Source organism: Aquabacterium sp. J223 (assembly GCF_024666615.1).
Classification (GTDB): domain Bacteria; phylum Pseudomonadota; class Gammaproteobacteria; order Burkholderiales; family Burkholderiaceae_C; genus J223.
In genome coordinates, this window is sequence record NZ_CP088297.1 from 499,991 (window position 1) to 523,921 (window position 23,931).

Below are 23,931 nucleotides of genomic sequence, written 5' to 3' on the forward strand. Positions count from 1 at the left end.
CGGCTCAGAACAGCGCCGCCTGCGCCGGCGTCGCCGCGGGCGCCGTCGCCGGTTGCCGCGGCCGGTGGTCGGCCAGCACGACGAAGGGCAGCAGCGTGGCCAGCGGCGCCTTCAGCCGCTTGAGGTCGTCCAGCCGCAGCAGCCGGTGGCGGCGGCTCATCAGCAGCCGCTCCACCGAACGCGGGCCGAGCCCGGGCACGCGCAGCAGCAGCTCGCGCGGCGCGCGGTTGAGGTCGACCGGGAAGCGGTCGGCGTGCGCCAGCGCCCACGCGCGCTTCGGGTCGACGGCCAGCGGCAGCAGCCCGTCGCCGTCGGTGACGATCTCCTGCGGCTCGTAGCCGTAGAAGCGCAGCAGCCAGTCGGCCTGGTAGAGCCGGTGCTCGCGCACCAGCGGCGGCGCCGTTGGCGGCAGGCGCGAGGAGGCGTCGGGGATGGGGCTGAAGGCGGAGTAGTAGACCGCGCCGCAGGCCATAGGCGGCGTAGGCGGTGCTGCTGACCTCGAGCACGGTGCGGTCGTCGGTGGCGTCGGCGCCGACGATGAGCTGGGTGCTCTGGCCCGCCGGGGCGAAGCGGGGCGCCACGGCCGGCCGTGGCGCCAGGCCGGGCGCGGCGCGCGGCGCGACCGGTCGGGCGGCCTCTTTCGCCTCGTCGATGAGCAGCCTCAGCCGGGCCATCGAGCGGCGGATGCCGGTGCCGTCCTTCTCCGGCGCCAGCGCCTGCAGCGACTGCGGCGTCGGCAACTCGAGGTTGATGCTCAGCCGGTCGGCATGGCGGCCGGCGCGGGCCAGCAGCTCGGGCGAGGCGTCGGGGATGGTCTTGAGGTGGATGTAGCCGCGGAAGTCGTGCTCCTCGCGCAGCAGCCGGGCGACCTCGATCACCTGCTCCATCGTGTGGTCCGGGCTCTTGACGATGCCGCTGGACAGGAACAGGCCCTCGATGAGGTTGCGGCGGTAGAAGTCCAGCGTCAGCTGCACCACCTCCTGCGGCGTGAAGCGGGCGCGCGGCACGTTGGACGACACCCGGTTGACGCAGTACAGGCAGTCGTAGGTGCAGAAGTTGGTCAGCAGCACCTTCAGCAGCGAGATGCAGCGTCCGTCGGGCGCGTAGCTGTGGCAGATGCCCATGCCTTCGGTGGAGCCCAGGCCGCCGTCGCGGGCGTCGCGCTGGGTGGTGCCGCTGGAAGCGCAGGAGGCGTCGTACTTGGCGGCATCGGCCAGGACGGCGAGCTTGGCGTGGAGGTCCATGGAACAGCGGATCGGACACCAATGACTGGATGGACATACAGCATACTGCGACTACCCATCCAGCCGGCCAAGCCCCTGCCGTTAACCCTTCAAGCGGCGGCCTCCCCCAGGCGGTGTAGTCGGCGGCCGACAGCGCGTCCTGCAAGGGGCTGATGGCGCCGGCCCGGGAATCGGCACACAGTGAGAGCACATTGGGAGCACGACATGGCAAACGAAGTGACATGGGCGGCCGAGCCGCCGGGCATGACCGGCGGCAGCGCGGCGACGGCCCCATCGGTGGACGAGGAGGGTTGGGGCCTGGGATGCGAGGCCGCCCATCCGGCACTGCTCGGGCTCATCGACGCCGCCGCGGGCGAGCCGCCCGTGCTGCTGCCCGCGTCCTGACGCTCGGAGGCCGCCGCTCCCCGAGAAGGGGTCAGCGGCGTCGGATCACCAGGGCGGGCGCCGCCAGCCGCGCCCGCAACCGGTCTGCCGCACCCTGCGCCTCGCTGCGGCTGCGGTAAGGCCCGGCCTGCACCCGGTGCAGGCGCTCGTCGCTGACCAGGGTCAGCCGCGGCAGCGCGTCGGATAACTCGGCGGCCAGCCGCTCCAGCAGCCCGCGCGCCGCGTCGGCGTCGCGGAACGCGCCCAGCTGCAGCCAGAAGCCGGCGCTGCCAGCCCCTCCGGTGGCGTGGCCGGGGGCGGGGCGGGCGGCGAGGTGCGAAGCTCGGTCGGCTCGGCTGCGCCGGGCAACGCGGCGACGGCGAGCTCCGACGGCCCCACCGGCTGCGCGGCGGCGGCCATCTCGGCCGACGGGGCCGGGGCGGGCGACGCCGCCGTGGGGGGCCGGCCGGCCGCGCGCCGCCGCTGACGCCGCGGGCGCCCCGCCCGCGGGGATGGCTGGGACAGGCCGCGGCGCCTGTGCCAATGCGGTGTCGGCGTTGCGCCGCCACGCGCCGGTGCGGATGTCTTCGGGGGGTGATGCGCTCGATCTCCACCGGCCGCACGCCGCGGAGCACGTCCAGCTTCAGGGCGGCGGTGTAGCTGAGGTCGATGATGCGGTCGGGGTGGAAGGGGCCGCGGTCGTTGACGCGGACGATCACCTCCCGGCCGTTGGCCGGGTTGCGCACCCGCACGTAGCTCGGAATGGGCAGCGTGGTGTGCGCCGCCGTCATGGCGAACATGTCGTAGGGCTCGCCGCTGGCGGTGGGCCGGCCGTGGAAGCCTCGGCCGTACCAGGAGGCGAGGCCGCTTTCGCGCAGGGGCGCCTCGGCCGGCAGCGGCTGGTAGACGCGGCCGAAGAGCACGTAGGGCCGGTTCGGCCCGCCGGCGCGGATGGTCTCCAGCCGGGGTTCGGCGTCGGGCACCTGGGCCAGATCGGGCGGCGGCTGCTCGGGCGGTCCGTCGCGGCCCGGCGGCGGCGGTGGCGCGGCGACACGGGGGCCGGCCGGCGGGGTGGCGGCGCAGCCGGCGAGCAGGGCGGCGACCAGGGCCGCCGACAGCCCGACCACTCGACGCGGCGCCCGGGCCGGCTGGGCACGGGGATCGCCCGTCACCGGGGGACGGGCGGCGCCGCCGCCCCCTTCGACACGAGGACCGATTCCATGGCCAACAGCCCCCTGCTGGGCGGCACCCGCCCCGCCTCCACGCGCCGCGAAGGCACCGGCGTCGACCGCCTGGGCCCGAGCGACCTTTCCGACAGCGGCAGCGACCTGATGGGCGCCGACGGCGCCGTCGACACCGACGGCATCGGCCTGGACGGCGAGGACATCCGGCGCGAGCGCGGCGCCGGCGCCGACATCGGCGACGCCAACCTGGACAGCGACAGCGACATGGGCGGCACCGGCGAACGGGCCGAGGCCGGCCGCGACACGGTGCACGACGACGCGCCCGACATCTCGCCCGATCGGATCGTCGGCGGCGACCCGGCGGAGGACGAGGAGGGCCTGGACGACCTCGACGCCGTGGCCGCGATGGCCGACGACGAGGACCCGGCGGCGGTCGAGCGCGAGGCCGAGGGCGCGGCCGACCCCGACGACCTCGACGACCTCGACGACGACGCGCGGGCCTGAGCGGCCGCCGGCATCGACGTCGCCGTCATGGGGCGTCGACCGCCGCCGCCCGCGCGGCGGCGTCGCGGTGCATCTGCTCGCGGCTGTAGGGCACGTCTCGCCCCGACACCGCCAGCGACAGCCGCACCACCCAGCCGTGGGTGGGCGATGGCGGCGCGGCGGCCGGCGTGATCGCCATCCAGGCCAGCAGGCCGGCGAGCAGCAGCCGTGGCACGCGGGCCGACGCCGGTTCGCGGTTCTGCCAGTGCAGCGCCACCGCGGCGGCACCACCGCCGACGGCCAGGCCGGACAGCACCTCGGACATCGAATGGGCGTTGACCGCCAGTCGCGAGACGCCGATCAGCGCCGCCAGCGCAACGCCGGTCGCCACCGCCAACGGCCGCCCCTGCGGGCCGACGCAGCGGGCCAGCAGCAGCGGCAGCACGGCGGCGGAAAACATGGCGTGGCCGGAGAGGCCGGTGAAGTCCAGCGCCGGCCAGCCGATGCCGTAGCCGAAGAAGGCGACCTTGGTGGCCAGCGTCAGCGAGCCGGCGGCGCCCACCGCCAGCAGCGCGGCCACCGCGCTGCGCACCGCCTTGAGCCGCGCCGCGGTCCAGGCGCTGAAGGCGCCGAAGGCGGGCAGCAGGATCTGCGCTTCGCCGAGGCGGGTGAGGGTGTGCCAGAAATCGGCACGCAGCAGGGCGTCCATCGGGGTGGTGAAAAGGGGTCGGGGGGCAGCCCTCAGGGTAGCGGCCTTCGGCGGCCGCAACATGGCGGCCGCCGGCCGCTCAGAGCATTTCTTCCGGCGCGAACGGTGCGAGCAGCCTCACCGTCAGGCGCCGCAGCAGCGCGGCGTCGGGCTCGCGGTGGAGCACCACCGGTCCGCCGTCGATGCGGCCTTCCCAGCGCAGCCGGCCCTGGTCGTCGCGCCGCACCTGCAGGCTGCTGCCGGCCAGCACGCCGTCGACCAGCCGGGTGAGCTCCGCCGCCAGCGGCGGGCTGTTGAGCAGCAGCCCGATCTCGCTGTTGAGGTCCATCGACCGCGGGTCGAGGTTCATCGAGCCGATGAGCACATGGCGGCCGTCCACCACCACCGCCTTGGCGTGCAGCCGCGCCTCCGACTGCCCGAAGCTGCCGAGGCGACGGTCGGGGCCGAGGCGGTTGCGCAGTTCGTGCAGCTCGATGCCGAGGTCGAGCATCGGCGCCCGGTAGCGGCTGTAGCCGATGTGCACCACCGGCGCGTCGGTGGAGGCCAGCGAACTGGTGAGCACGCGCACGCGCACGCCACGCTCGCGCAGCGACTTGAACAGCGCCATGCCGCGGGTCCCCGGCACGAGGTAGGGGCTAACGATCAGCACCTCACGCCGCGCCGACTGCAGCAGCGCGGTGACGTCGTCGAACATCTGCGCGTCGGGCTCCGCCCCGTCCACCGCCTGTTCGATCTTCTGCGGTGAGTCGGCCAGCAGGCGGGCGCTGGCCCATTGCAGGCGCAGCGGGGCGCCGGGCGCCAGGTCGGCGGCGACCGGACTCTGCGCCTGCGCCTGCGCGCCCAGCGGCGGGGCGCTGCCGTCCAGCGCCACCGGCGGTGCGGCGGTTGGGGCGGAAGGGCGGGCGTCGTCGGACGGCGGCACCGGCGGCGGCACCGTGGCGGCCGCGTCGTCGGGCCGTTTGGCCTGCGGCACCAGCACCTGCACCGGATAGGCCAGCGGCGAGTTCCAGTAGCGGTCGAACGAGCGCGACAGCGCCTGCACCGCCGGCCCGGCGACCACCACGTCGAGGTCGACGAAGTTGGCGCTGTCGCTCTGCAGGAAGTAGGCGTCGCCCAGGTTGCGCCCGCCCATGAAGGCCAGCGCGTTGTCGGCGACGAACATCTTGTTGTGCATGCGCCGGTTGATGCGGTCGACCTCGCGCAGCGATGCCATCACCCGCGTGATGGTGGAGAAACGGCCGGCGGGCAGCGGGTTGAACAGCCGCACCTCGATCCGCGGGTGTTCGGTGAGGCGGCGGAAGGCCTCGTCGTTGCCGGCGGTGTTGAGGTCGTCGACCAGCAGCCGGACCCGCACGCCGCGGTCGGCGGCGGCGCGCACGTGCTGCAGCAGGCTGCGCGTGCTCGGTTCGTTGTGGACCAGGTAGTACTGCAGGTCCAGCGTGCGCTGGGCCTGGTCGGCCAGCGAGACCAGCACCGCCAGCGCGTCCTGCCCGGACGGCACCAGTCGGAAGCCCGACAGCCCGGGGGCCGGCTGCGCCGCGGCCACCCGGCGGCCGAGCGTGGTGGAGGGCGGGTCGTCGAGCGCGCGGCTGACGGTGCGCGGTCCGGGGGGCGGCAGGCTGGCGCAACCGCCCAGCGGCGCGAGGGCCGACATCAGCAGCGCCCCGGCGGGCAGCACCCGGGCCGCCAGGCGCCAGACCCGGCCGGTGAAGGCGTGGACGACGGAGGCATCAAGGGGCACGGGCAGGGCGGTCCATGGGATGACCGACCCAGGCAAGCCGCGTGCCCTTTGTTGCAGTCAACGGTCGGCCGGCCCGGTAGGACCGGTCGCAGAGCGACGGGGGCCCGCGTTCAAGCCAGCCGGCCGTCCCGGAAGTCGCGCAGCGCCTCGAAGATCTGCTCCTGCGTGTTCATCACGAAGGGGCCGTACTGCGCGATCGGCTCGTTGAGCGGCCGGCCGGCGATGAGCAGGGCCCGGGCCGGCGCATCGCCCGCCTTCAGCCGCACGCCGTCGCTGGCCGGGTCGTTGGCCAGCAGCGCCATGCGCTGCACCGGCACCGCGGTGCCCTCGACCTCGACGGCACCACGGTAGACGTAGACGAAGGCGTTGTGGCCCGCCGGCAGCGCCTGCTCGAAGGTGGCGCCGGCGTCGAGGTGCAGGTCGAGGTACAGCGGCTCGGTGTCGGACCGCTGCACCGCACCGGCCACGCCATGGCTGTGGCCGGCGATCACCCGGGCGGTGACGCCGTCCCCGCGCCACTCGGGAATGTCCGTGCTGGGGATGTCGCGGTACCAGGGGTCGCGCAGCTTGTCCTTGGCGGGCAGGTTGAGCCAGAGCTGGAAGCCCTCCATGCGGCCTTCCTCCTGCTCGGGCAGTTCGCTGTGGATCACGCCGCGGCCGGCGGTCATCCACTGCACGCCGCCATTGCCGAGCAGGCCTTCATGGCCGGCCGAATCCCGGTGGCGCATGCGGCCTTCGAGCATGTAGGTCACGGTCTCGAACCCGCGGTGCGGGTGGTCGGGGAAGCCGGCGATGTAGTCGTCGGCGCGGTCGCTGCCGAAGGCGTCGAGCATCAGGAAGGGGTCCAGCCGGCGCTGCAGCGGCTGCGTCAGCACGCGGGTGAGCTTGACGCCCGCGCCGTCGCTGGTCGGCTGGCCGGCGACCAGGCGTTCGACGGCGCGGGGCCGGTGGACCAGGGCGGTCGGGGTGTCGAGGCTCATGGACGAACTCCTTGCGATGAGGGGGAATGGATCAGGCCAGCGCCGCGTCGATCTGGCCTCGGGCATCGGCCAGCGCGCGCGCTTCGGCCTCGGGGCCCATGGCCAGGCCCTCGGCATAGATGAACTCGATGTCGGTCATGCCGAGGAAGCCGAGCACCGACTGCAGGTAGGGCACCTGGGTGTCCGCCGGGGTGCCGCGGTACAGCCCGCCGCGCGCCAGCACGACGTAGACCTTCTTGCCGGTGAGCAGGCCTTCGGCGCCTTGCTCGGTGTAGCGGAAGGTGACGCGGGCGCGCGCGATGGCGTCGATCCAATGCTTGAGCTGGCTGGTCACGCCGAAGTTGTACATCGGCGCGCCGATGACCACGACGTCGGCGGCCTGGATCTCGGCGATCAGTTGGTCGTCCAGCGCCACGCGCTGTGCCTGCTCGGGGGTGCGCTGCGCTTCGGGCGTGAACAGCGCCTGCAGCGCGGACTCGTCGAGTGCGGGGTGCGGCTGCGCCGCGAGGTCGCGCACCGTCACGGCGGCCGAGGGGGCGGCGGCCACCAGCCGGGCGACCAGTTCGCCGGCCAGCCGGCTCGAATGCGAGCCCTGGCCGTTGTGCAGGCTGCGCGCGCTGGAATTGACTTGCAGGATGTTCATGTTGGGCTCCTGAGCGGAAGGGGTTGTCAACACTCTATTGATCGCATGTCGCTGCCGGAAGCCGCGAACCTGGATAGGATCGTTCCCATGACGGGACAATCCAATGCCGAACCGGTGGCTGGGATCGACGCCAACGACCTGCTGCTCTTTGCCCGGGTGATCGAACTGGGCAGCTTCAGCCGGGCGGCCGAGCGCCTGGGCTGCCCGAAGTCCACCGTGTCGCGGCGCATCGCCGAACTGGAACGTCGGTTGGGCGAGCGGCTGCTGCAGCGGACCACGCGCAAGCTGACCATCACCGATTTCGGGCTCGGCGTGCTCGACCACGCGCGCCAAGTGGCGCAGGAAGTTGACGCGGCGATGGCGCTGGCGCAGCACCGCCAGGCGCGGCCCAGCGGCCGGCTGCGGGTGTCGATGCCGGGCGACTTCGCGAGCGTGGCGCTGCCGGACCTGCTCGCCCGCTTCGTGCAGGCGCACCCGGCGGTGCAACTGGAGCTGGACCTGTCGCCGCGACAGGTCGACCTGATCGGCGAGGGCTACGACATCGCCATCCGCATGGGGGAGCTGCCCGCCGATTCGCAGCTCGCGGCCCGCCGGCTGGCGCTGTTCAGCATGAGCCTGTACGCCGCGCCGGACTTCCTGGCGCGCCACGGCGAACCACAGGAGCCGGAGGTCCTGACCTCGCTGCACGGCCTGATGGTGAGCAACCGGGCCGGTGAGGCCCGGCCCTGGCAGCTGTTCCGCCCGGGGGCGGACGGGCTGCAGGAATGGCAGGGCCTGCCGGAGCAGCGCACCCTGGCCAATTCGCCCGACGTGCTGATGCGGCTGGCGCTGCGGGGCAGCGGCGTGGTGGCGGTGCCCGACTACTTCGCGGAGGCGCTGGTGGCCCGCGGGGACCTGGTGCGGCTGCTGCCGGACTGGTCGCTGGCGCCGGCGGCCTGCTCGGCCGTCTTCCCGGGTCGGCGCCTGATGCCGGCCAAGACCCGGGCGTTCATCGACCTGCTGGCCGAAGAGCTGCGCACCGCGCCGGAGGTGGAAGCGCGCTGCGCCGAGGTCGAGCGCCAGCGCCGTGCGGCCGCGCTGGTGCCGGCCGACTGAGCGGCATGGCCCTGGGCCGTGCCCACGACCAGCGGCTGCGCCAGATCTGGCGTTCGGCCGGCTGGCCCTGCCAGGACCTGCTGGAGGCCGAACTGCTGGCCGCCGGGCTGCTGGAGCGGGTGCGCGACGCGAAGGGGGCGCGAGACCCTGCGCGTGACCGACGCCGGCGTGCTGCGGCTGGCCGACAGCCTGCAGCGCAACCGGGCCGCGCGCGACGGCCACGAGGCGCTGGTCGCCCGCATCGCACGCGAGATGCAGCAGGCGGGCCGGCTGGTCTGGCGCGCCTTGAGCCTGCGCGCCCGGGTGGGTGAGGGCTGGGCGGTGGCGATGCCCGATGTCTTTTCGATCCGGCACACCACGGTCGAGGACTACCTCGAGCCGGTGGTGCACGAGATCAAGGTGCGGCGGGCCGACCTGCTGGCCGACCTGCGCCGGCCGGCCAAGGGCGAGGCGTACCTGGCGCTGTCCAGCCAGTGCTGGTACGTGCTGGCCGAGGGCGTGGGCGAGGCGGACGACGTGCCGCCGGCCTTCGGCGTGCTGCAGGCCCGCGACACCGGACTGGCGGTGGCGCGGCCCGCGCCCCGGCGGCCGATGCGCCTGGGCTTCTCGTCGTGGATGGCGCTGGCGCGGGCCGTGCCGGAGCCGGTGGACGCCGCCGAGGTGCAGCGCTGGCTCGGCGACCCGGGCGACGCCGATGCCCCAGCCGGCCGCGATCCAGGCGGCTGAGACCGCCCTCAGTGGGGCAGCAGGCCCTCGGCCTTCAGGGCGGCCTGCACCGCCGGCCGCTCGGCGACGCGCGTCATGAAGCCGCCCAGGTGCGCCAGGTGCGAGACGTCGATCTTCGTCGGTCGTGTCCAGCCGGCGACGACGAAGAGGTAGGCGTCCGCCACGGTGAACGTGTCGCCCAGGAGGAAACGCTGTCCGGCCAGTTCGCCGTCGACCCAGGCCAGCCGCTCGAGCAGCTTCGCCTGGAACACCGCCTTCACCTCCGCCGGCACGGCGGGATTGAACAGCGGGGAGAAGCCCTTGTGCAGTTCGGCGGTGATGAAGTTCAGCCACTCCATCAGACGGTAGCGGGCCAGGGTGCCGGGCGGCGGGGCGAGCTGCTTGTCGGGCACCTGGTCGGCGATCCACTGCACGATGGCCGGGCCTTCGGTCAGGCGTTCGCCGCCGTCCAGCTCCAGCAGGGGCACATAGCCCTTCGGATTGATGGTGGTGTAGTCGGTGCCGTCGGCCAGCGTCTTGGTCTTCATGGCGACGAGCTTGAGGTCGAACGGCAGGCCCGCCTCGCGCAGCACGATGTGCGGCGACAGCGAACAGGCGCCGGGGGCGTGGTAGAGCTTCATGTGGTGGGTTCTCCTCGAAGGGGGTGTAGACGGCGCAAACCATAGCGGCTGCCGGCGGACCGCGAGGCGTCACGTCATGGCGCGGTGGCGAGCTCCAGCCGGGCCAGCCAGTGCAGGGCGTGCGTGCGGTCCGCTCCGCACATCTCGGCCGACGGCGCCAGCGAGGCGCACACCGCCGGCCGTTCCGGGCGGCCGAACAGCGCACAGCGGTCGTCGCCGTCGAGCTGCACGCAGCGCACGCCGGCCGGCTTGCCATGGGGCATGCCGGGGATCGGGCTGCTGATCGAGGGCGCGGTGCAGCAGGCGGCGCAGCGGGGGCGGCAGGGGTGGGACATCGCGGGGCAAGGGGGCGCTGGCGTGCATTCTGGCGGCGCCTTGACCGCGTGAGGGAAGGGCCTGCTTCCTACAATTCGGCATGCTCTATCCCCAGGAATTCGACGTCATCGTCGTCGGCGGCGGCCACGCCGGCACCGAGGCGGCGCTGGCCGCCGCGCGCATGGGCCGCGCGACGCTGCTGCTGACCCACAACATCGAGACGCTGGGCCAGATGAGCTGCAACCCCAGCATCGGTGGCATCGGCAAGGGCCACCTGGTGCGCGAGGTGGACGCGCTGGGCGGTGCGATGGCCGCCGCCACGGACGAGTCGGGCATCCAGTTCCGCATCCTCAACTCGTCGAAGGGACCGGCGGTGCGCGCCACCCGGGCGCAGGCCGACCGCATCCTCTACAAGGCCGCCATCCGCCGCCGGCTGGAGAACCAGCCCAACCTGTGGCTGTTCCAGCAGGCGGTGGACGACCTGCTGGTCGAGGGCGACCGGGTGGTCGGCGCCGTGACGCAGGTCGGCATCCGCTTCCGGTCGCGCACCGTGGTGCTGACGGCGGGCACCTTCCTCGACGGCCGCATCCACGTCGGCCTGCAGAACCACGCCGGTGGCCGCGCCGGCGACCCGCCGGCGGTGACCCTGTCGGCGCGCCTGAAGGAGCTGAAGCTGCCGCAGGGCCGGCTGAAGACGGGCACGCCGCCACGCATCGACGGCCGCTCGATCGACTTCTCCAGGCTGACCGAACAGCCCGGCGACCTCGACCCGGTGCCGGTGTTCAGCTTCCTCGGCTCCGCCGACCAGCATCCGCGGCAGGTGCCCTGCTGGATCACCCACACCAACGAGCGCACGCACGAGATCATCCGCTCGGGCTTCGACCGCAGCCCGATGTTCACCGGCGTGATCGAGGGCGTGGGGCCGCGTTACTGCCCGAGCATCGAGGACAAGGTCAACCGCTTCGCCGACAAGGGCTCGCACCAGATCTTCCTGGAGCCGGAAGGGCTGACCACGCACGAGGTGTACCCGAACGGCATCTCGACCTCGTTGCCGTTCGACGTGCAGCTGGCGGCGGTCCGGTCGATGGTGGGCCTGGAGAACGCCCACATCCTGCGGCCGGGGTACGCCATCGAGTACGACTACTTCGATCCCCGGGCGCTGAAGGCCAACTTCGAGACCAAGGCCATCGCGGGCCTGTTCTTCGCCGGCCAAATCAACGGCACCACCGGCTATGAGGAAGCGGCGGCCCAGGGGCTGCACGCCGGCCTGAACGCCGCATTGCAGGCGCGAGGCGAAGCACCCTGGGTGCCGGGCCGAGACCAGGCGTACCTCGGTGTGCTGGTCGACGACCTGGTGACGGCCGGGGTGAGCGAGCCCTACCGCATGTTCACCAGCCGCGCCGAATTCCGCCTGCAACTGCGAGAGGACAACGCCGATGCGCGGCTGACCGATGCAGGGCGCCGGCTGGGCTTGGTGGACGACCGCCGCTGGGATGCGTTCTGCCGCAAGCGCGATGCGGTTTCACGTGAAACACAGCGGCTCGCGTCGACGTGGGTGAATCCGCGCCTCCTGAACGACGAGGCGGCGACCCGGTTGTTGGGCAAGCGGCTCGAACACGAGGCGAGCCTGCTGGAACTGTTGCGACGGCCAGGGATGGACTTCGACGCCGTCGCGCGGGTGGCGGGCGCCGCCGGCCTGGCCGCCGGCGCCGAGGCGCGGGAAGCTCTTTCGTCCGAACTGGGCGCTGATGCGGCGCAGGCGGTCATCGAGCAGGTCGAGGTGGCCGTCAAGTACGCGGGCTACATCGACAAGCAGCAGGACGAGGTGCAGCGGGTGGCCCGCTACGAGCAGCTCGCGCTGCCGCCGGACCTGGACTACGGCGCCATCCGGGCGCTTTCCTTCGAGGTGCGGCAGAAGCTGAACCAGCACCGGCCGCAGACGCTGGGGCAGGCGTCGCGGGTGCCCGGCGTGACGCCGGCGGCGTTGTCGTTGCTGCTGGTGCACCTGAAGAAGGGATCGCTGCGGCGGTCCGCCGGCGCGACGGATACGGTCGAGCCCGCGGGTGGCTAAGGCGCCTCACGGCGACCGCCGCCCACGCGCGCCTGGTGAGCCCGAACGCACGGCGATCGCAGAAGCGCTCCGCGCCCTGTCCCTGCCGGAGGATGCCGCTACCCAGGACCGCCTCTTCGCGCACCTGCGGCTGCTGTGCCAGTGGAACGGGACCTACAACCTGACCGCCGTGCGCGACCCGGCGGACATGGTGCGGCTGCATCTGGCGGACTGCCTGGCGGCGGTGCCCGCGCTGGTCCGTTGGACCGGCGGTCGTGCCCTGCGTGTGCTTGACGTCGGCAGTGGCGGCGGACTGCCGGGGGCGGTCATCGCCAGCCTCCGGCCCGAGCTGGAAGTCGACTGCGTGGACACGGTGGGCAAGAAGGCGGCGTTCATCCGCCAGCTCGCCATGGAATTGCGGTTGCCCAACCTGCGGGCCGTGCACTCGCGGGTCGAGGCATTACCCGGGCCCTACGACCTGGTCACCTGCCGGGCGTTTGCCAGCCTGTCCGATTTAGTGCGGCTCTCCGCCGGGGCGTTGGCACCGGACGGCGTCTGGGCGGCGCTCAAGGCCTCATCCGCCGAACAGGAGATCGAGGGGCTGACATCCGCGGCGGTGTTTCACGTGGAACCGTTGGTGGTGCCGGGCTTGGACGCCGCCCGATGCATCGTCTGGATGCACCGCGCCGCCGATCGGCGTTAGCCCGATCTTCTGCGTTACCCTCTGCCGGTCCAGCGTGCGATGGCCCTTGCCGGCGCGCTGCCGTCTGCCCCTACGCCATGGCCCGAATCTTTTGCATTGCGAACCAGAAAGGTGGCGTCGGCAAGACGACCACCGCGGTGAACCTGGCCGCCGGCCTGGCGCACCTGGGCCAGCGGGTGCTGCTGGTCGACCTGGACCCGCAGGGCAACGCCACGATGGGGTCGGGCGTCGACAAGCGGCAACTGGCGCTGTCGGTCTACCAGGTGCTGCTGGAGTCCGCGACCGTCGAGGACGCGCGCCAGCGCTCGCCCAAGGGCGGTTACGACGTGCTGGGCGCCAACCGCGAACTGGCCGGCGCCGAGGTGGAACTGGTCGAGCTCGAGCGGCGGCATGAGCGGCTGCGCGGGGCGCTGAAGGCGGTGGACGCGGCCTACGACTTCGTCCTCATCGACTGTCCGCCCAGCCTCAGCCTGCTGACCCTGAACGGTCTCTGCAGCGCCCACGGCGTCATCGTGCCGATGCAGTGCGAGTACTTCGCGCTGGAGGGCTTGAGCGACCTGGTCAACACCGTCCGCCAGGTGCGCAGCAACCTCAACAAGGACCTGGCGCTGATTGGCCTGCTGCGGGTGATGTTCGACCCGCGCATCACGCTGCAGCAGCAGGTCAGCGAGCAGCTCAAGTCGCACTTCGGCGACAAGGTGTTCAACGTCGTCATCCCGCGCAACGTGCGGCTGGCGGAAGCGCCCAGCTATGGCCAGCCGGGCGTGGTGTTCGACCCCGCGTCGAAGGGCGCGGTGGCCTTCGTCGAGTTCGCGCGCGAGATGGTGCAGCGGCTCGGCTAGCCGCCGCAACCGCTGCCGCCCGGACCGGTCAGGCGACCAGCCCCAGCCCTTCGTCCACCCCGAGGTGGACGTTCATGCACTGCACCGCCGCACCGCTGGCGCCCTTGCCGAGGTTGTCCAGCCGGGCGGCCAGCAGCAGCTGGCGCTCGCGGGCGAAGACGAACAGGTCGACCCGGTTGGTGTCGTTGCAGGCCTGCACGTCGAGGAAGCCGCCGGCCTGCAGCGTCGCCGGGTCGGACAACGGCATCACGCGCACGAAGCGCTCGCCGCGGTAGTGCGCCTCGTAGGCGCGCTGCACGTCCTGCGCCGTCGCCCCGTCGCGCCACTGTCCGGGCTGCAGGGGCACCGTCACCGCCAGGCCCTTGTAGAAGTTCGCCACCACCGGCATGAAGATCGGCCGGGCGGTGAGCCCGCCGTGGAAGGCCATCTCGGGCACGTGCTTGTGGGCGAGGCCCAGGCCGTAGGGCCGCGGCGCCTGCAGCACCGGGTCGCCGCCCGCCTCGTACTCGGCGATCATCTTCTTGCCGCCGCCGGAGTAGCCGGTGATCGAGGTGGCGGTGACCTGCGCCGTGGGCGCGACCAGCCCGGCGTCCACCAGCGGGCGCAGCAGCAGGATGAAGGCGGTGGCATGGCAGCCGGGGTTGGCGATGCGCTTGGTGGCCCGCAGCCGGTCGCGCTGGCCCGGCGCCAGCTCCGGCAGGCCGAAGACCCAGTCCGCCGCCGTGCGGTGCGCCGTGCTGGCGTCGATCAGGCAGGTGCGCGGGTTGTCGACCAGCGCCGCCGCCTCGCGCGCGGCATCGTCGGGCAGGCAGAGGAAGGCCACGTCGGCGGCGTTGAGCAACCGCTTGCGCTCGGCCGTGTCCTTGCGCCGCCCGGGATCGATGCGCAGCAGTTCGATGTCCGGCCGACCGGCCAGCACCTCGTGGATGCGCAGGCCCGTCGTGCCCTCCTGGCCATCGACGAACACCGTGTGCTTCATGACAGGACCTCTGGCAACGCCACCGGGGACTAAGGGGCGGCAAGGATACGTCAGGGGTGATGACGGGCATGCTGCGGTGACAATGCCGCGCATGGCGACGAAGAAACCCAAGGGCCTCGGCCTCGGCCTCGAGGCGCTGCTCGGCCCCCAGGTGAACGACACCCCGGGCCCCGCGGCGGCCCCGGGGGAGCCGACGGTGCTCAAGCTCGACCAGCTGCAGCCCGGGCGCTACCAGCCGCGCACGCGGATGGACGAGGGCTCGCTCTACGAGCTGGCCGAGAGCATCCGCAGCCAGGGCGTGATGCAGCCCATCCTGGTGCGCCCGTTGGGCGAGGGCCGCTACGAGATCATCGCCGGCGAGCGCCGGTCACGGGCCGCCAAGCTGGCCGGCCTGGACGAGGTGCCGGTGCTGGTCAAGCCGGTGCCGGACGAGGCCGCCGCGGTCATGGCGCTGATCGAGAACATCCAGCGCGAGGACCTGAACCCGCTGGAAGAGGCGCAGGGCCTGCAGCGGCTGGTGCAGGAGTTCGGCCTGACCCACGAGCAGGCCGCCCAGGCGGTGGGCCGCTCGCGCAGCGCGGCCAGCAACCTGCTGCGGCTGCTCAACCTGGCGCCGCCGGTGCAGCAGCTGCTGATGGCCGGCGACCTGGACATGGGCCATGCCCGGGCCCTGTTGCCGCTCGACAACGCGCAGCAGGTGATGGCGGCGCACGAGATCGTCGCCCGCAAGCTGACGGTGCGCGATGCCGAGCGGCTGGTCGCCCGTGGCGGCGCGGCGGCAGGCCGCCAGGCGCCGCTGCTGCGGGTCAAGCAGGAGAAGCCGCGCGACATCGTGCGGCTGGAGGAGGCCCTGTCCGATGCGCTGGCCGCCGAGGTGGAAATCCGCCTGGCCGCGCGCCGCGGACGGCGATCGGAAGCGGGCGGGGAGCTGTCCATCCAGTTCGCCTCGCTGGACGAGCTGCAGGGCCTGCTGGCCCGCCTGGGTGTCGAGCAGGACGGTTGACGCGCGGCCCACGGCAGGGCCGATTCGCAACGCAAGTCCAGCCGGCCAAGCCCTTGCGCCGCGGTTGGTTAGCCACCGTGTGGGAATCGGTGCAAGCACCATCGGCGTACAACGGGGTGGTGCGTTGATCAAGGCATTCCGCTTGACGCGCGCCCCGCTTAAGGGCACGGTCCTTGCTGAGTTTTGGGCATCGGGAGGGGCGGGGCGAAGAGGGTGCCAATGGCTGTTCTTTTTGGGGTCTCGCGCCTTCCCCGGCGACCCGAAGCTCTGGGCTCCCGTCGCCTCCGCGACCACGTCACTGAAGACCGGAAAGCTCTGATGGCGCCCGGGCCGTGCAATGCAACGGCCGGGACTTCATCAGAACTTCCCAGGCACCGGTGGGGCACCGTCACAACCCACCGGGCCGTCCCAGACAGGAGGTCCGCATGGACGACGTGATCAGCAGCTTTACGGCCCGCTACGAGCGCACGCGCGAGGAGGAGTTGTCGCTCGAGGACTACCTCGCCGAGTGCAAGCGCAACCCGGTGGCCTACGCCACCGCCGCCGAGCGCATGCTCAAGGCCATCGGCGAGCCGCAGATGATCGACACCCGCAACGACCCGCGGCTGTCGCGCATCTTCGCCAACAAGGTCATCAAGGTGTACCCGGCCTTCGCCGAGTTCTTCGGCATGGAGGAGCCCATCGAGCAGGTGGTGAGCTACTTCCGCCATGCCGCGCAGGGGCTGGAGGAGAAGAAGCAGATCCTCTACCTGTTGGGCCCGGTGGGCGGCGGCAAGAGCTCCATCGCGGAGCGGCTGAAGCAGCTGATGCAGGACGTGCCGTTCTACGCCATCAAGGGCTCGCCGGTGAACGAGTCGCCGCTGGGGCTGTTCGATCCCGACGAGGACGGCGCCATCCTGGAGAAGAACTACGGCATCCCGCGCCGCTACCTCAACCGCATCCTCAGCCCCTGGGCGGTCAAGCGGCTGGAGGAGTACGGCGGCGACATCCGCAAGTTCAAGGTGGTCAAGCGCTACCCGTCCATCCTCAAGCAGATGGGCATCGCCAAGACCGAGCCGGGCGACGAGAACAACCAGGACATCAGCTCGCTGGTGGGCAAGGTCGACATCCGCAAGCTGGAGACCTACGCGCAGGACGACCCCGACGCCTACAGCTACTCCGGCGGCCTGTGCCTGGCCAACCAGGGCCTGCTCGAGTTCGTCGAGATGTTCAAGGCGCCGATCAAGGTGCTGCACCCGCTGCTGACGGCCACGCAGGAGGGCAACTTCAAGGGCACCGAGGGCTTCGGCGCCATTCCCTTCGACGGCATCGTGCTGGCGCACAGCAACGAAAGCGAGTGGAAGGCCTTCCGCAACAACAAGAACAACGAGGCCTTCCTCGACCGCATCTACATCGTCAAGGTGCCGTACTGCCTTCGGGTGTCGGAAGAGATCCGCATCTACGAGAAGCTGATCCGCGGCTCCTCGCTGGCCAAGGCGGTGTGTGCGCCGGGCACGTTGAAGATGATGGCGCAGTTCGCCATCCTCACCCGGCTGAAGGAGCCGGAGAACTCGTCGCTGTTCAGCAAGATGCTGGTCTACGACGGCGAGAACCTGAAGGACACCGACCCGCGCGCGAAGAGCTACCAGGAGTACCGCGACTACGCCGGTGTCGACGAGGGCATGAGCGGGGTGTCCACCCGCTTCGCCTACAAGATCCTGTCCAAGGTCTTCAACTTCGACAGCCAGGAGGTGGCCGCCAACCCGGTGCACCTGATGTACGTGCTCGAGCAGCAGATCGAGCGCGAGCAGTTCCCGGCCGAGGTCGAGCAGAAGTACCTGGCGTACATCAAGGAGCACCTGGCCACCCGCTACGCCGAGTTCATCGGCAAGGAGATCCAGACCGCCTACCTGGAGAGCTACAGCGAGTACGGCCAGAACATCTTCGACCGCTACGTCACCTACGCCGACTACTGGATCCAGGATCACGAGTACCGCGACACCGACACCGGAGAGGTGTTCGACCGCGCGGCCCTGAACGCGGAACTGGAGAAGATCGAGAAGCCCGCCGGCATCAGCAACCCGAAGGACTTCCGCAACGAGATCGTCAACTTCGTGCTGCGGGCCCGCGCCAACAACCAGGGCAAGAACCCGGCGTGGACCAGCTACGAGAAGCTGCGCACGGTGATCGAGAAGAAGATGTTCTCGAACACCGAGGAACTGCTGCCCGTCATCAGCTTCAACGCCAAGGCCAGCGCCGAGGACGCGAAGAAGCACGAAGACTTCGTCACCCGCATGGTGCACAAGGGCTACACGCCCAAGCAGGTCCGGCTGCTGTGCGAGTGGTACCTGCGCGTGCGCAAGAGTTCATGACAGCCCCTCGTCCGCTGAGTACATCGACCGGTCTCCCGAGGGGACACGCGGGCCGGCTCGGGGCGGCCCGGCGCTCGACCGGCGGCGCGGCCACCACCATCTGAAGGCTTGCATGACGGTTCAATCCATCATTGATCGGCGGCTGGCAGGCAAGAACAAGTCGATCGGCAACCGCGAGCGTTTCCTTCGTCGCTACAAGGGCCAGATCCGCGAGGCGGTGCGCCGCGCGGTGGACGGCCGCGGCATCCGCGACCTGGAGCGCGGGGAGGACATCCACATCCCGAAGCGCGACATCAGCGAGCCGGTGTTCGGCCATGGCCAGGGGGGCAGCCGCGAGATGGTGCATCCCGGCAACACCGACTACCTGAAGGGCGACCGCATCGCACGGCCGAAGGGCGGTGGGGGCGGCGGCTCGGGCAAGGGGCAGGCGAGCGACCAGGGCGAGGGAGAGGACGACTTCGTCTTCCACCTGTCCAAGGAAGAGTTCATGCAGGTCTTCTTCGAGGACCTGGCGCTGCCCAACCTGGTGCGCACGCAGCTGGCCGAGACACCGGAGTGGAAGAGCCAGCGCGCCGGCTTCACCAGCGACGGCACGCAGAACAACCTGCACGTGCTGCGCTCGATGCGCGGCGCCATCGGCCGGCGCATCGCACTGGGCGCGGGCGCGCGCGGCGAGCTGAAGCGGCTGCAGGCCGAGCTGGAGGCGTTGGAGCGCACGCAGGCCGAGGCACCGGACCTGGCGTCGCTGGAGGCGCTGCGCGAGCAGGTCAAGGTGCTGCGCGAGCGCATCAAGCGCATCCCCTACCTGGACCCGATCGACCTGCGCTTCCGCAGCCGGGTGCGGGTGCCGGTGCCCACCTCGAAGGCGGTGATGTTCTGCCTGATGGACGTGTCGGGCTCGATGGACGAGTCGCGCAAGGACCTGGCCAAGCGCTTCTTCATCCTGCTGTACCTGTTCCTCACCAAGCACTACGAGAAGATCGACATCGTCTTCATTCGCCACCACACCCAGGCGCAGGAGGTGGACGAGCACAACTTCTTCCACGCCACCGAGACCGGCGGCACGGTGGTCTCGTCGGCGCTGGTGCTGATGGAGGAGATCGTGCGGGCGCGCTACCCCAGCGGCGAATGGAACATCTACGGCGCGCAGGCCAGCGACGGCGACAACTGGCACCACGACAGCGGCCGCTGCCGCGAACTGCTGGCCGCCAAGCTGCTGCCGCTGTGCCGCTACTACGCCTACGTGCAGGTGGCGGAGGAGGAGCAGAACCTGTGGGAGGAGTACACCCAGCTGGTCGGCACCGTGCCGCAGTTCGCCATGCGCAAGGTCACCGAGGCGTCGCAGATCTACCCGGTCTTCCGAGACCTGTTCAAGAAGGAAGGGGCGCCCGCGTGACGCATCCGATGCCAACGCGCCTGCGCGGGCCGAGCGCCGGGCCGCTCCCAAGCCGGCTCGCGATCTCCTCGGGGATCGGCCGACGTACCCGTCGGACAAGGGGCGGACATGAGCGCCGACAACCCGATCGACATCCTTGCGACGCCGGGCAGCAAGCCGCCCCGGCACCTGCGCCAGCCACTGCCACCCGGCCCGCGCCCCGAGCGTCCGCTGCCGGCGCCCAGCGACTGGACCTTCGAGCTCATCCACGACTACCACGACGTCATCCGCCGGACGGCGCAGCGCTTCGGGCTGGACACCTACCCGAACCAGCTGGAGGTCATCACCGCCGAGCAGATGATGGACGCCTACGCCAGCGTCGGCATGCCGGTGAACTACCGGCACTGGAGCTATGGCAAGGAGTTCATCTCGACGGAGAAGAACTACCGCCGCGGCCACATGGGCCTGGCCTACGAGATCGTCATCAACTCCAACCCCTGCATCAGCTACCTGATGGAGGAGAACTCGCTGGCCATGCAGGCGCTGGTGATCGCGCATGCGGCCTACGGCCACAACAGCTTCTTCAAGGGCAACTACCTCTTCCGCATGTGGACGGACGCGTCGTCCATCATCGACTACCTGGTCTATGCGAAGAACTACGTCGCCGAATGCGAGGAGCGTTATGGCATCGACGCGGTGGAAGAGGTGCTCGACAGCTGCCATGCGCTGGCCAACCACGGCGTCGACCGCTACCGCCGGCCGCAGAAGCTGAGCCTGGCCGCCGAGCAGGCGCGCCGTGCCGACCGGGTGGCCTACGCGCAGCTGCAGGTCAACGAGCTGTGGCGCACCCTGCCGCGCAAGGCGGAGAAGCTGGACGGCAGCGCGCCGGAGAAGCGCTTCCCCTCCGAGCCGCAGGAGAACCTGCTGTACTTCATCGAGAAGAACGCGCCGCTGCTGGAGCCCTGGCAGCGCGAGATCGTGCGCATCGTGCGCAAGGTGGCGCAGTACTTCTACCCGCAGCGGCAGACGCAGGTGATGAACGAGGGCTGGGCCACCTTCTGGCACCACCACCTGCTCAACACCATGTACGACGACGGCCACCTGACCGACGGCGTGATGATCGAGTGGCTGAAGTCGCACACCAACGTGGTGTTCCAGCCAACCCCCGGACACCCGGGCTACAGCGGCCTGAACCCCTATGCGCTGGGTTTCGCGATGTACACCGACATCAAGCGCATCTGCGAGGCGCCCACCGACGAGGACCGGCAGTGGTTCCCCGACCTGGCCGGCAGCGACTGGCTGCCGGCGCTCGACCACGCCATGCGCAACTTCAAGGACGAGAGCTTCGTCGGCCAGTACCTCAGCCCGAAGCTGATGCGCGACTTCCGGTTCTTCGCGGTGCTCGACGACGAGAAGCAGAGCGAGCTGGAGATCGCCGCCATCCACGACGACTCGGGCTACCGCCGGCTGCGCGAGGCGTTGTCACGGCAGTACGACCTGGGCTCGCGCGAGCCCAACATCCAGGTGTGGAACGTCAACCTGCGCGGTGACCGGTCGCTGACGCTGCGCCACACGCAGCACAACGACCGGCCGCTGGCCGACAGCGCGCAGGAGGTGCTCAAGCACGTGGCCCGGCTCTGGGGTTTCGGCGTGCACCTGGAAAGCGTCAACGGCAAGGGCGACGTCGGCCGCCGCTGGTCGGTGCCGGCACCGGCGCAGAGCTGAAGACCTTCCCGGGGTTCATCAGCCCCAGCGGGTCGAGGCTGCGCTTGATGCCGCGCATCAGGTCGAGCGCCGCGTCGCCGGCTTCCTCGCGAAGGAAGCCCATCTTGTGCAGCCCGATGCCGTGCTCGCCGCTGCAGGTGCCCTCCAGCGCCAGCGCGCGCCGCACCAGCGCGGTGTTCAGCGCTTCGGCACGCTCGCGCTCCTCGGGCCGGTCGGGGTCGATCAGGTAGCCGACGTGGAAGTTGCCGTCGCCGACGTGGCCGACGATGAAGTAGGGCAGGCCGCTGGCGTCCGCCTCCTGCACCGTTTGGCCGATGCAGTCGGCCAGACGCGAGATCGGCACGCAGGCGTCGGTGGTGACCGCGCGGCAGCCCGGGCGCATCTGCAGCGCGGCGAAGTAGGCGTGGTGCCGGGCCGTCCACAGGCGGGTGCGGTCCTCCGGCGTGGTCGCCCAGTCGAAGTCCTCGCCGCCCTCGTCCATGGCCAGCGCCTGCACCGCCGCCGCCTGCTCCTGAACGCCGGCCGGGCTGCCGTGGAACTCCATCAGCAGCAGCGGCGTCTCGCGCAGCGCCAGCTTGTCGTGCCGGTTGACGGCGCGCACCGCGTGCGCGTCCAGCAGTTCGCAGCGGGCGATGGGGATGCCGTGCTGGATGATGCGGATGGTGGTCTGCACCGCCTGGTCGACGGTGGCGAAGTGGCAGACCGCGGCCGACACCGCCTCCGGCAACGGGTGCAGCTTCAACGTCACCTCGGTCACCACGCCCAGCGTGCCCTCGCTGCCGACGAACAGCCGCGTCAGGTCGTAGCCGGCCGACGACTTGCGTGCGCGGGTGCCGGTGCGCAGCACCCGCGCGCCGTCGGCCTCGTGCGGCACCACCACCTCCAGCGCCAGCACGTTCTCGCGCATGGTCCCGTAGCGCACCGCATTGGTCCCGCTGGCGCGGGTGGCCGTCATGCCGCCCAGCGTGGCGTCGGCGCCCGGGTCGATGGGGAAGAACAGGCCGCTGTGGCGGATCTCGTCGTTCAGCCGCCGGCGGGTGACGCCCGGCTGCACGGTCACGGTGAGGTCCTCCGCGTCCAGCCGCAGGATGCGGTCCATGCGCGTGAGGTCCAGGCACAGGCCGCCCTGCAGCGCCAGGGTGTGGCCCTCCAGCGAGGAGCCGACGCCGTACGGGATCACCGGCACCCGGTGCGCCACCGCCTGCGCCACCGCGAAGGCCACCTCGTCGGTGCTCTCGCAGTACAACACCGCGTCGGGCGGCATGACGGGGTAGGGCGACTCGTCGCGGCCATGATGCGCCAGCACCGCGGTGGCGGTGCTGCAGCGCTCGCCGAAGCGCTGGCGCAGCGCGGCCAGCAGGTCGGCCGGCAGGTCCCTTCGTTCGGCGGGCAGCACGTGACCGGGCAGGGCGGCGTTCATGGCGGGTCTCCTTGGCGGCTCATGGGGCGGAGGACCCCACGGGCATTCTAGGAAGCGGGCCGCCGCCACCCGGCCCGATGCCCTCAGCCGCGCCGGGCCTTCACCGCGGCGCTCAGCACCGACAGCACCTCCGTGGAATCGTCCCAGCCCAGGCAGGCGTCGGTGATGCTGGTGCCGTAGGCCAGCTTCGCGGGGTCGTCGCGGCCCGGGGTGAACTTCTGCGCGCCGGCGTGCAGGTGGCCCTCCACCATCACGCCGAAGATGCTGCGGCCGCCGTGCGCCACCTGGCCGGCGATGTCGCGCGCCACGTCGAGCTGGCGCTGGTGCTGCTTGCTGCTGTTGGCGTGCGAGCAGTCGACCATCAGCGACGGCTTGAGCCCCGCGCCCTGCAGCGCCTCGCAGGCCGCCTGCACGCTGGCCTGGTCGTAGTTCGGCGTCTTGCCGCCGCGCAGGATGACGTGGCAGTCGGCGTTGCCCGCCGTCTCGACGATGGCCACCTGGCCGTTCTTGTGCACCGACAGGAAGTGGTGCGGCCGGGCGGCGGCCTGGATGGCGTCGGTGGCGATGCGGATGTTGCCGTCGGTGCCGTTCTTGAAGCCGATCGGCGCCGAGATGCCGGAGGCCAGCTCGCGGTGGACCTGGCTTTCCGTGGTGCGCGCGCCGATGGCGCCCCAGCTGATGAGGTCGCCGATGTACTGCGGCGAGATCACGTCGAGGAACTCGCTGCCCGCCGGCATGCCGAGGCGGTTGATGTCCAGCAGCAGGTGGCGCGCGATGCGCAGGCCTTCGTCGATGCGGAAGCTCTCGTCCAGGTACGGGTCGTTGATCAGGCCCTTCCAGCCGACGGTGGTGCGCGGCTTCTCGAAGTAGACGCGCATCACGATCTCCAGCGTGTCCGCATGGCGCTCGCGCTCGGCCTTCAGCCGGCGCGCGTATTCCAGTGCGGCCTGCGGGTCGTGGATGGAACACGGTCCGATGATCACCAGCAGCCGGTCGTCGGCGCCGTTCATGATCCGGCGGATGCGCTGGCGCGTCTCGCTGACCAGCGCCTCCACCGGCGTGCCGCGCACCGGGAAGAAGCGGATCAGGTGCTCGGGCGGCGGCAGCGGCGTCACGTCGACGATCCTCTCGTCGTCGGTCTGGCTGGTCTTGTCGGGCGCATGCCAGCCCTCCACGGCGTTGGAAGAAGCGGACTTGGGCGTCATCGTTCGAGCTCCTGCAGATCGGTGGAAGGCGGACGAAAAAAAACCGCCGGAGGGCATCCGGCGGTCTTGAGGAGGTGGGCTTGGCGCTTTGTCTACGCTCGGGCCTCTCCGCCGCCGGTGCGGTGCGAGAACCAAAAGTAGCCAAAGAAAAAGGCGAAGCGCATGGCCGCGAATG

General features: G+C 71.3%; 21 protein-coding genes and 2 pseudogenes. 11 read left to right on the forward strand and 12 right to left on the reverse strand.

The window, feature by feature from the left end; all coding sequences use genetic code 11:
* Window positions 1-4: 4 nt before the first annotated feature.
* Window positions 5-1,244: pseudogene (locus LRS07_RS02405) on the reverse strand (putative DNA modification/repair radical SAM protein).
* A 204-nt stretch (window positions 1,245-1,448) separates the two neighbouring features.
* Here LRS07_RS02405 and LRS07_RS02410 point away from each other — a divergent pair.
* On the forward strand, window positions 1,449-1,628 hold the full coding sequence (locus LRS07_RS02410; protein WP_260500435.1) for a hypothetical protein: 180 nt from the start codon (window positions 1,449-1,451) through the stop codon (window positions 1,626-1,628).
* Between the two features lie 31 nt (window positions 1,629-1,659).
* Here the strand turns inward: LRS07_RS02410 and LRS07_RS02415 are convergent, their stop codons facing one another.
* Both LRS07_RS02415 and LRS07_RS21935 read right to left on the reverse strand, forming a co-directional pair.
* The gene (locus LRS07_RS02415) at window positions 1,660-2,151 is read right to left on the reverse strand and encodes an SPOR domain-containing protein (protein ID WP_260500436.1); all 492 of its coding nucleotides are present in this window, start codon (window positions 2,149-2,151) and stop codon (window positions 1,660-1,662) included.
* Window positions 2,152-2,263: 112 nt separating this feature from the next.
* Window positions 2,264-2,779 (reverse strand): annotated as a pseudogene (locus LRS07_RS21935) (septal ring lytic transglycosylase RlpA family protein); the annotation flags it as partial.
* A gap of 48 nt (window positions 2,780-2,827) precedes the next feature.
* Here LRS07_RS21935 and LRS07_RS02425 point away from each other — a divergent pair.
* A complete protein-coding gene (locus LRS07_RS02425) occupies window positions 2,828-3,295 on the forward strand; it encodes a hypothetical protein (protein ID WP_260500437.1) in 468 nt (155 codons plus the stop codon).
* Window positions 3,296-3,320: 25 nt separating this feature from the next.
* On the opposite strand, the gene LRS07_RS02430 is transcribed toward LRS07_RS02425, so the two are convergent.
* The 4 genes from LRS07_RS02430 to LRS07_RS02445 form a co-directional block, all read right to left on the reverse strand.
* Window positions 3,321-3,983, reverse strand: coding sequence for a phosphatase PAP2 family protein (locus tag LRS07_RS02430; protein WP_260500438.1), 663 nt, complete (start codon window positions 3,981-3,983; stop codon window positions 3,321-3,323).
* 79 nt (window positions 3,984-4,062) lie between these two features.
* Window positions 4,063-5,724, reverse strand: coding sequence for a phospholipase D-like domain-containing protein (locus LRS07_RS02435; protein WP_260500439.1), 1,662 nt, complete (start codon window positions 5,722-5,724; stop codon window positions 4,063-4,065).
* Window positions 5,725-5,834: 110 nt separating this feature from the next.
* Window positions 5,835-6,704 carry a pirin family protein gene (locus LRS07_RS02440; protein ID WP_260500440.1) on the reverse strand — a complete coding sequence of 290 codons (870 nt, stop codon included), beginning with the start codon at window positions 6,702-6,704 and terminating at the stop codon, window positions 5,835-5,837.
* A gap of 31 nt (window positions 6,705-6,735) precedes the next feature.
* Window positions 6,736-7,347 (reverse strand): FMN-dependent NADH-azoreductase, encoded by a 612-nt coding sequence (locus LRS07_RS02445; protein ID WP_260500441.1) that lies wholly within the window; start codon window positions 7,345-7,347, stop codon window positions 6,736-6,738.
* An 87-nt stretch (window positions 7,348-7,434) separates the two neighbouring features.
* Here LRS07_RS02445 and LRS07_RS02450 point away from each other — a divergent pair, with 87 nt between their 5' ends.
* Entirely contained in the window at window positions 7,435-8,442 is a 1,008-nt protein-coding gene (locus LRS07_RS02450) for a LysR family transcriptional regulator (protein ID WP_260500442.1), read from the forward strand.
* A 153-nt stretch (window positions 8,443-8,595) separates the two neighbouring features.
* A complete protein-coding gene (locus LRS07_RS02455; RefSeq protein WP_260500443.1) occupies window positions 8,596-9,168 on the forward strand; it encodes a hypothetical protein in 573 nt (190 codons plus the stop codon).
* A gap of 8 nt (window positions 9,169-9,176) precedes the next feature.
* On the opposite strand, the gene gstA is transcribed toward LRS07_RS02455, so the two are convergent.
* The gene (gstA, locus tag LRS07_RS02460) at window positions 9,177-9,788 is read right to left on the reverse strand and encodes a glutathione transferase GstA (protein WP_260500444.1); all 612 of its coding nucleotides are present in this window, start codon (window positions 9,786-9,788) and stop codon (window positions 9,177-9,179) included.
* 74 nt (window positions 9,789-9,862) lie between these two features.
* Complete coding sequence (locus LRS07_RS02465; RefSeq protein WP_260500445.1) at window positions 9,863-10,123, reverse strand: YkgJ family cysteine cluster protein; 261 nt, start codon at window positions 10,121-10,123, stop codon at window positions 9,863-9,865.
* 80 nt (window positions 10,124-10,203) lie between these two features.
* Here LRS07_RS02465 and mnmG point away from each other — a divergent pair, with 80 nt between their 5' ends.
* From mnmG to LRS07_RS02480, 3 genes are all read left to right on the forward strand, one after another.
* On the forward strand, window positions 10,204-12,174 hold the full coding sequence (gene mnmG, locus LRS07_RS02470) for a tRNA uridine-5-carboxymethylaminomethyl(34) synthesis enzyme MnmG (protein ID WP_260500446.1): 1,971 nt from the start codon (window positions 10,204-10,206) through the stop codon (window positions 12,172-12,174).
* Window positions 12,167-12,856 carry a 16S rRNA (guanine(527)-N(7))-methyltransferase RsmG gene (rsmG, locus tag LRS07_RS02475; RefSeq protein ID WP_260500447.1) on the forward strand — a complete coding sequence of 230 codons (690 nt, stop codon included), beginning with the start codon at window positions 12,167-12,169 and terminating at the stop codon, window positions 12,854-12,856. Before mnmG ends, rsmG begins: the two co-directional genes overlap by 8 nt.
* Before the next feature lie 77 nt (window positions 12,857-12,933).
* Entirely contained in the window at window positions 12,934-13,698 is a 765-nt protein-coding gene (locus tag LRS07_RS02480; protein ID WP_260500448.1) for a ParA family protein, read from the forward strand.
* A gap of 28 nt (window positions 13,699-13,726) precedes the next feature.
* Here LRS07_RS02480 and argC read toward each other — a convergent pair whose 3' ends face one another.
* Window positions 13,727-14,677: an N-acetyl-gamma-glutamyl-phosphate reductase gene (argC, locus tag LRS07_RS02485; protein ID WP_260500449.1), complete on the reverse strand. Its 951-nt coding sequence runs from the start codon at window positions 14,675-14,677 to the stop codon at window positions 13,727-13,729.
* A 91-nt stretch (window positions 14,678-14,768) separates the two neighbouring features.
* On the opposite strand from argC, the gene LRS07_RS02490 reads away from it, so the two are divergent.
* The 4 genes from LRS07_RS02490 to LRS07_RS02505 all read left to right on the forward strand — a co-directional run bounded on the left by LRS07_RS02490 (window position 14,769) and on the right by LRS07_RS02505 (window position 21,131).
* A complete protein-coding gene (locus LRS07_RS02490; RefSeq protein WP_260500450.1) occupies window positions 14,769-15,680 on the forward strand; it encodes a ParB/RepB/Spo0J family partition protein in 912 nt (303 codons plus the stop codon).
* Between the two features lie 425 nt (window positions 15,681-16,105).
* Window positions 16,106-18,031, forward strand: coding sequence for a PrkA family serine protein kinase (locus LRS07_RS02495; RefSeq protein WP_260500451.1), 1,926 nt, complete (start codon window positions 16,106-16,108; stop codon window positions 18,029-18,031).
* 112 nt (window positions 18,032-18,143) lie between these two features.
* Window positions 18,144-19,427: a YeaH/YhbH family protein gene (locus LRS07_RS02500; RefSeq protein ID WP_260500452.1), complete on the forward strand. Its 1,284-nt coding sequence runs from the start codon at window positions 18,144-18,146 to the stop codon at window positions 19,425-19,427.
* Between the two features lie 108 nt (window positions 19,428-19,535).
* Window positions 19,536-21,131 (forward strand): SpoVR family protein, encoded by a 1,596-nt coding sequence (locus tag LRS07_RS02505; RefSeq protein ID WP_260500453.1) that lies wholly within the window; start codon window positions 19,536-19,538, stop codon window positions 21,129-21,131.
* Here the strand turns inward: LRS07_RS02505 and LRS07_RS02510 are convergent.
* Both LRS07_RS02510 and LRS07_RS02515 read right to left on the reverse strand, forming a co-directional pair.
* The gene (locus LRS07_RS02510) at window positions 21,073-22,551 is read right to left on the reverse strand and encodes an FAD-binding oxidoreductase (RefSeq protein ID WP_260500454.1); all 1,479 of its coding nucleotides are present in this window, start codon (window positions 22,549-22,551) and stop codon (window positions 21,073-21,075) included. The genes LRS07_RS02505 and LRS07_RS02510 overlap by 59 nt on opposite strands.
* 83 nt (window positions 22,552-22,634) lie before the next feature.
* Entirely contained in the window at window positions 22,635-23,756 is a 1,122-nt protein-coding gene (locus tag LRS07_RS02515) for a 3-deoxy-7-phosphoheptulonate synthase (protein ID WP_260500455.1), read from the reverse strand.
* Window positions 23,757-23,931 lie beyond the last annotated feature (175 nt).

Excerpts from the sequence above, each read along its gene's own strand:
- LRS07_RS02410 (WP_260500435.1), top strand. The coding sequence starts at position 1,449 with ATGGCAAACGAAGTGACATGGGCGGCCGAGCCGCCGGGCATGACCGGC.
- LRS07_RS02425 (WP_260500437.1), top strand. The coding sequence starts at position 2,828 with ATGGCCAACAGCCCCCTGCTGGGCGGCACCCGCCCCGCCTCCACGCGC.
- LRS07_RS02430 (WP_260500438.1), bottom strand. The coding sequence starts at position 3,983 with ATGGACGCCCTGCTGCGTGCCGATTTCTGGCACACCCTCACCCGCCTC.
- LRS07_RS02440 (WP_260500440.1), bottom strand. The coding sequence starts at position 6,704 with ATGAGCCTCGACACCCCGACCGCCCTGGTCCACCGGCCCCGCGCCGTC.
- LRS07_RS02445 (WP_260500441.1), bottom strand. The coding sequence starts at position 7,347 with ATGAACATCCTGCAAGTCAATTCCAGCGCGCGCAGCCTGCACAACGGC.
- LRS07_RS02450 (WP_260500442.1), top strand. The coding sequence starts at position 7,435 with ATGACGGGACAATCCAATGCCGAACCGGTGGCTGGGATCGACGCCAAC.
- gstA (WP_260500444.1), bottom strand. The coding sequence starts at position 9,788 with ATGAAGCTCTACCACGCCCCCGGCGCCTGTTCGCTGTCGCCGCACATC.
- LRS07_RS02465 (WP_260500445.1), bottom strand. The coding sequence starts at position 10,123 with ATGTCCCACCCCTGCCGCCCCCGCTGCGCCGCCTGCTGCACCGCGCCC.
- mnmG (WP_260500446.1), top strand. The coding sequence starts at position 10,204 with ATGCTCTATCCCCAGGAATTCGACGTCATCGTCGTCGGCGGCGGCCAC.
- LRS07_RS02480 (WP_260500448.1), top strand. The coding sequence starts at position 12,934 with ATGGCCCGAATCTTTTGCATTGCGAACCAGAAAGGTGGCGTCGGCAAG.
- argC (WP_260500449.1), bottom strand. The coding sequence starts at position 14,677 with ATGAAGCACACGGTGTTCGTCGATGGCCAGGAGGGCACGACGGGCCTG.
- LRS07_RS02490 (WP_260500450.1), top strand. The coding sequence starts at position 14,769 with ATGGCGACGAAGAAACCCAAGGGCCTCGGCCTCGGCCTCGAGGCGCTG.
- LRS07_RS02495 (WP_260500451.1), top strand. The coding sequence starts at position 16,106 with ATGGACGACGTGATCAGCAGCTTTACGGCCCGCTACGAGCGCACGCGC.
- LRS07_RS02500 (WP_260500452.1), top strand. The coding sequence starts at position 18,144 with ATGACGGTTCAATCCATCATTGATCGGCGGCTGGCAGGCAAGAACAAG.
- LRS07_RS02505 (WP_260500453.1), top strand. The coding sequence starts at position 19,536 with ATGAGCGCCGACAACCCGATCGACATCCTTGCGACGCCGGGCAGCAAG.
- LRS07_RS02510 (WP_260500454.1), bottom strand. The coding sequence starts at position 22,551 with ATGAACGCCGCCCTGCCCGGTCACGTGCTGCCCGCCGAACGAAGGGAC.
- LRS07_RS02515 (WP_260500455.1), bottom strand. The coding sequence starts at position 23,756 with ATGACGCCCAAGTCCGCTTCTTCCAACGCCGTGGAGGGCTGGCATGCG.